Genomic DNA, 5,307 nt, shown 5'->3' on the forward strand with positions numbered 1-5,307 from the left:
CGCTCCATCGGGGGGACGGGTGGGGAGGCGACCGCTACCCGGTCCTCGGGCGCGTCACCACACCGTCGGCGCCGCTCGTCTCATCGCACCTCCCGGGCGTACGGCGCGACCGTGATCCGGTCGATCAGCGGGGCGTGGCGGGAACGGAGCAGCACGCCGGGGAAGGTGTCCGAGGCGTAGGTCTCGCCGTCGAAGTTCGGGAGTTCCTCGGAGCGGAAGGTGAGCGTGTTCTGTCCCTTCTTCAGCTGGACGGGGACGGTGAGCTCCCAGAAGTTGTTCTCGTGGAAGGTGTGCGGGAAGGTGACCCGCCGCGTCCCACCGCCGTTGACGGCGAGGTCGGCGTGGCGGGCGAGCGGGTCCGGGTTGTAGTGGGTGGCCGGCGACTGCTCGGGGTTGGAGTAGCGGATGCGCAGCGCGTGGGTGCCCGCCCGGTCCGCGGTGACGGTGAACGTGGCGGTGTTGCCGTTGCCCGGGGCGCCGCCGATCCCGGTGATCGCGGTGCCGCCCGTGGCCAGGGAGAGTGAGCTGAGCGCGGCCGAGCCGCCGAGCTCGGCGTCCTTCCCCTCGTACGTACGCGTCGGGAGCGTGCCCTCGGTCGAGGTGACCGTGAGGCGGTCGACGAGGGTGGTGGACGAACCCCCGGTCACCGTCACCTTGTTGACGCCCCCGGAGAGGGAGACCGCGACGCTGTTCCCGCCCTTGTCCAGCCGCAGGACGTCCTGGCCGTTGACGGAGAGACGGGCGCCCGAACCCTTCAGGGTGTCGACGCGGAGGGTGGCCTCGCGGTCGGCGGGGGAGTAGACCCAGAACGTGGCGGTCCCCTTCTTGGACAGCCGGGCGGCGCCCGATCCGGTGGCCGCCCGCTTCGGCGGGTCGTAGACGGGACGTGCCCCGCCGCCCAGCCAGGCGAGCTCCCCCTCGTACACCCGCGTGCGGGCGGAGGAGTCCGGCAGGCTGAGGGTCAGCCGGTCGACGATGGCGTCGCCCTTGGTGACGCGCTTGCCGTCGGCGCTCCTCGCGGCCAGCGTCAGGGTGTGCTTGCCCTTGGTGAGACGGACCGTGGTGTCGGTGTGGTCCCACACCACCCACTTGTAGCCCAGCGGCAGGTACAGCTCCTGCTCGCCGTCCGCCTTGCCGTCGATCCGGAGGAAGACGTTGGTCGGCCCCTGGTCCTTGATCTTGTCGAAGGTGTTGAGGGAGTTGGCGAAGACGCTCAGGTCGTAGGTGCCGTCCTCGGGCACGTCCACGGTGAAGTCGAGCGTCATGTCCGAACCGGTGCGCAGGCCGCCGACGTTGTAGCCGCCGGAGGTGTAGAACTTCGACACGTCGCGCGGGGAGCCCTCGGGCCCGTTCTTCGAGTAGCCGGACCCGGTGTGCGCGGCGTCCTCGGCCTCGTACGAGTTCTGCCAGCGCGTGGGCGCGTCCTGGGTGGCCTTCGCCTTCCCGGCGGGGCTGAGGACGATCTCGTACGCCGAGGACTCCTTCAGCGCCGGCAGGGTGCCGTCGCCGAAGTCGACGGAGACCGTGCCGTCGGCGGCGACCTTCAGGTTCGTCTCGGTCAGCAGCTTCGGGCCGGAGCTGTCGCCGAGCTGTCCGCTCCACTCGATCTCACGGACCCAGGCGTGGACGTTCTTGCCGAAGATCTTCTTCGGGACGCCGGCGAAGGTGATGTGTCCCTTGCCGGTGGAACCTCCGAAGACCAGCCGGGCCTGCTTCTTCTTCTCGTCGAGCGTGCCGACGCCCTGCATGGTGTAGTTCTCGCCGGGGAACGGCGGGTCCACCTTCACCGTGTGCCCGCTCATCGAGGCATAGGAGTTGAGCAGCCACCACTGGCCGTTGCCTCGGTTCGACTGCACCGCGGAGTCCGAGAGGTTGCCGTCGATGTTCCAGTACGCGATGTCGGCGTCCACCTTGGACTCCTCGATCGCGGAGACCCACTGGATCATCTGGCCGGGGACCGAGGTGTGGTAGTTGAAGGCGTACTCGTTGATGTTGATGGGCAGTTGGGTGCCCTCACGGTCGGTGCCCTCGAACAGCTCCTTCTCCCAGCCCCGGTACTTGGCGACGCTGTCGCGCACCGCCTCCGGGTGGCTCAGCTCGTGCCAGGTGACGACCTCGGGGAGGGTGCCGGCGGCCAGGGCGTGCGCCATGAAGCCCTTCACCTGGGCGTACAGGACGCTGGTGTTGGGGCCGGCGATCCGGGCGTCCGGCATCTTCTTCTTGATCAGCTCGTACGCGGAGTCCCAGGCGGCGAAGAAGTCGTCGGGGTCGTCGAGCCAGCTGACCCGGTTGTAGCTCCACTCGCCGGTGCCGAACATGTTGCCCTCGGGCTCGTTGTACGGCACGAAGACGATGTTGTCCTGGTACTCCTTCGGCAGTCGGAGCACCTGGTCGACCTGCGTGGCGATCTTCTCCTCGTAGAGCTTGAGCTTCTCCGCGGGGGTGTCGCCCGGCCACTGGTACGGGAAGCCGCGGTGGATGTCGGTCATGTAGATGTACACGTCGCCGTCGGTGGAGTCCGCCAGCGGCTTCACCACCTCCAGCGCGTCGGCCCCCGGGTGCTGCGGACCGTCCTGCGCCTTGGTGGCGACCGTGCGCAACCCCATGCCCTCGATGAGGTTGTTGGTGGGGACGTCCGGCCCGTACACGCCGTAGAGGGTGCCGGAGGCGCCGCCGTGGAACGCGCCGGTGTCCGAGGCGAGGTCGACGGTGAGCCGGCCCTCGCGGACCACGGCGACGGTCGCCTTCACGTCCCGTCCGGCCGCGCGTCCTGCCACCGTGAACGTGCCGGGGCGGGCGTACTTCTCCTCGGGCACGGCGTCCCAGACGACCGGCGTGTCACGGTCGTAGCCGTCGGAGTACGAGGAGCGGACCGAGGCGGGCAGGGACGGAGCGGTCCCGGTGGTGGTGCGCACGTCGAAGGTCGTCCGCGACAGCTCACGGAGCGTGGGGACGTCACCGACCACATCCGCCACCTGCTCGGCGCTCAGCGCCGCGTGCCACACCGTGAAGTCGTCGATCGCGCCCTGCAGCAGCGGGTCCGGCCAGAAGGACTTGCCGATGTAACCGGCGGCGGTGGCCGAGGCGTCCAGCAGCTCCCTGGCCTTCACCCCGGTCTTCGCGGAGGAGACGGCCACGCCGTCGAGGTAGGTGGTGACACGTCCGGCGGCCGTGTCGAGGGTGACCGTGACCGTCCGCCAGGCGTCGGCTGGGAGCGCCGCGTACCCGGAGACCTGGGACTCCGCGCCCCCGCCGCCGGTGGTCACGGCGGTGCGCAGGACCCCGCCGTTGTTGGACGGGGTGGTGAAGAGGTACTTCGTCGTGTCGGTGCCCAGGTCGAAGATCCGCTGCCAGGACGCCTTGTCGCCGCCCCACTTCACCCGGGCGGACACCGTCAGGTCGGTCGCGTCGCCGACCACCGCGCGGGGCAGGCGCACGTACGCGCCGTCGGAGGTGGGCGCTCCGCCGGGCAGGGCGAGCGCCTTGCCGCCGCCCGTGCCCTCGACGGACCGTGCGGTGGAGCCGTTGACGAGGCTCGCCGTCAGGCCGTTGCCGGAGACGTCCGTGATCTTCCCGGACGCGAGGTCGTCCTCGTCGAAGGTGTAGCGGGCCGTGGGCTCGGGCGCGGTGGCCGCCTGGGCGGGGACGGCCGGCGCGACCAGCACGCCCGCGCCCAGGGCCAGGGCCACGGCGGCCGGGGCCCGGCGCCGGGCCGATCTGTCAGCGGATGGCATGGAGTGCGTCCTCGATCCTGTGAGTAACGGTTCCGGTCGGCCCGCCTCGGCCCCGGCTGTTCGTCCGCGTGACGTGGTCGGTGAGGCGGGTGCCGAGGTGGCGGTGGTGCGGAATCGGTTCGATCGCCCGCGCTACGGAGCAGGGGGCGACTGGCCCGGGTAACCGTGGCGGGGCCCCGCACACCGGGGTTGTGCGGGGCGGGGCCCTCGGCCGCCGGGAGGGATCAGTTCGTCGAACCGGTTCGCAGGAAGCTAGCACCGGAGAAATCGCGCAGCAATACCCCCGACACGAGCGAAGTCCCGGGGGGCCGGGGAGCGCCTGCAGCGCCATGCTGTGACGAGAAGTGCCGTTTGGGGTGTTGACAGCCGCCCAGCCTGTTCCTACCTTCACTTCACGCGAACCGGTTCGACGACCGGGAACCGTACTCTTGTCACTCTTCCGTCCCAGCGGCTCGGAAGCTTCGCCTCCGCGGAGCGTCGAACCGGTGCGAGCAAGGAGTTCTCCGTGAACATCGGTGAGATCGCCCGGCGGGCCGGTGTCTCGCGGAGCACCGTGTCCTACGCGCTGAGCGGCAAACGCCCCGTGTCGGACGACACCCGCCGGAAGATCCAGCAGGTCATCGACGAGCTGGGCTACCGGCCCAACGCGAGCGCGCGGGCCCTGGCCAACGGGCGGACCAGCACGATCGGCCTGGTCTTCCCACCGGCCGGCAACCACTACACGGGCATGCAGCTGGACTTCATCGGCAGCGTGGTGGAGGCCGCCGCGGCCCACGACTACGACGTACTGCTCTCACCCAGTGGAGTCGACAGCGACCGCTCCTTCCAGCGGTTGCTGGGGGAGCGCCGGGTCGACGGCGCGATCCTGATGGAGATCAGGCTGCAGGACGACCGGGTCGATCACCTGGCCGACCTCGACTTCCCCTCCGTCGCCATCGGGCGCACCGCCCGGCCGGAGGGCGGCTGGTGGGTGGGGCTCGACCACACCGCGCTGGCGGAGGCGTGCGTCCACCACCTCGCGGACCTCGGCCACCGCCGGGTCGCCTTCGTCAACCGGCCCGAGCAGCTCCTGCGGGCCGGGTACGAGTCCGCGCACCGGGGGCTGGACGGCTTCACGAAGGCCGCGGCCGAGCGTGGACTGACCGTGCGGTCGTACACGTGCGGGGACGACGCCGGCTCCGGGCAGGCGTGCCTGGAGCGGATCCTGCGGGACGACCCGGCGACCACGGGCCTGGTCACGCTGAACGAGGCGGCGCTGGGTGGCCTCTACCGGGGGCTGGCCCGGGCCGGCCGCCATGTGCCGCGCGACTTCTCCGTCACCGGAGTGGTGGCGTCCCGGTGGGCGGAGACGGTGACCCCGCAGCTCACCGCGGCGGACGTACCGGCCGAGGAGATGGGCCGCCTCGCCGTCGACCTCCTCGTCGAGCGGCTGGACCATCCCGACGCGTCGCCCCGGAACCACCTGCTCGTACCTCCGATCTCCCTGCGGGCCAGCACCGGCCCGGTCCTCGGCGCCACCTGAGCCCGAACGCCCGGCCCTCCTGACCCCGTCACCACTCACGGCCTCCTGCCC

2 protein-coding genes are annotated in these 5,307 nt (G+C 71.0%); one reads left to right on the forward strand and one right to left on the reverse strand.

The genetic code is table 11. The features are described from left to right. Positions 1–80 precede the first annotated feature (80 nt). The gene (locus P1P70_RS39995; protein ID WP_319246714.1) at positions 81–3,734 is read right to left on the reverse strand and encodes a LamG-like jellyroll fold domain-containing protein; all 3,654 of its coding nucleotides are present in this window, start codon (positions 3,732–3,734) and stop codon (positions 81–83) included. Positions 3,735–4,239: 505 nt separating this feature from the next. Between P1P70_RS39995 and P1P70_RS40000 the strand changes: the two genes are divergently transcribed. After that, complete coding sequence (locus P1P70_RS40000; protein WP_319246716.1) at positions 4,240–5,256, forward strand: LacI family DNA-binding transcriptional regulator; 1,017 nt, start codon at positions 4,240–4,242, stop codon at positions 5,254–5,256. Positions 5,257–5,307: the final 51 nt, after the last annotated feature.

It is taken from the genome of Streptomyces sp. MB09-02B, from assembly GCF_033794485.1.
Taxonomy (GTDB): Bacteria; Actinomycetota; Actinomycetes; order Streptomycetales; family Streptomycetaceae; genus Streptomyces.